This window comes from Psychrobacter sp. 1U2 (assembly GCF_051847575.1).
The window spans coordinates 1-997 of the sequence record NZ_JBPYDC010000530.1 but is presented as its reverse complement, the minus strand read 5'-3'; the positions used below and the strand labels follow the sequence as shown (position 1 = coordinate 997).

Below are 997 nucleotides of genomic sequence, written 5' to 3'. Positions count from 1 at the left end.
GCTGTTCAGCATTTAACTTAGTGCCATCAGCCCATTTACCTAGCTCAATAGCAACGCGGAACTTATCGACCAACTCTGGGGTTAAACTCGCTAAGATTGTTTGTTTATCCATTATATCTACTCTCTACTATTATTTTAGATACGTTTACTCGTCATCTATAATATCATCATCACTGTCGAGACTAAATTCTTCAGCGTGGACGTTCCAGTGTAGCTTAGTACGGCAAGCTTCATAAAAGTCAAAGCCTGGAGGATGCAGTAAAGTCAGCTTATCTGGATGTTTACGAATGTATAAACGCTGCTCTTGCTCAAGTGGCATGCTCGCTTTGCCGTCTGCACTGACCATCGGCTGCGTACGATTGTCCTCATGAATGCGAATACAGACTTCGCTATTGCCACTGACTACAATCGGTCTGCTCGATAGCGTATGTGGATGCATAGGCACTAGACATATTGCATCCATACTAGGATGGATAATAGGGCCGCCACCTGACAAGGCATAAGCGGTCGATCCTGTCGGCGTTGCAGCGATTAACCCATCGCTATGCTGTCGATAAACATCTTGACCATCAATTTTCATTTGAAAATCAATCATATGTACCGATTTTCCGGCATGTAAAACAATGTCATTAAGCGCCATGTCTTCATGGATAATGTCACGTCCTTCTCTTATCTCCATGGTTAATAAAAACCGATGGTCAAGTTGATAGTCGCCCATTAATACTTGACGTAGCTTAAAGGCAGCTTCATCAGGCTTTACATCAGCCAAGAACCCAAGTCGGCCACGGTTGACACCCAATACAGGTACACGGTAGCGCGCTAGTGCTTCAGCTGCATGTAAAATAGAACCATCTCCCCCTACTACGATGACAAGATCACAAATCTCGCCTATCAAACTACGCTTGACGATTTTGACTTTTTCTACTTCCGTCAAATCTAGAGTAGGCAAGTTAGCAGTTTGTACGTCCATAATTAACATCAAACCCATATCATTAAT

Annotated in this window: 2 protein-coding genes; both read right to left on the bottom strand. The window is 43.2% G+C overall.

The features are described 5' to 3' along the window. On the bottom strand, positions 1–112 hold a 112-nt coding region (locus ACS8FD_RS17075; RefSeq protein ID WP_439276722.1), incomplete at its 3' end, for a DUF1315 family protein. A gap of 33 nt (positions 113–145) precedes the next feature. Next, positions 146–997 (bottom strand): NAD(+) kinase (locus tag ACS8FD_RS17070; protein WP_439276721.1); only part of this gene is annotated, 852 nt, incomplete at its 5' end.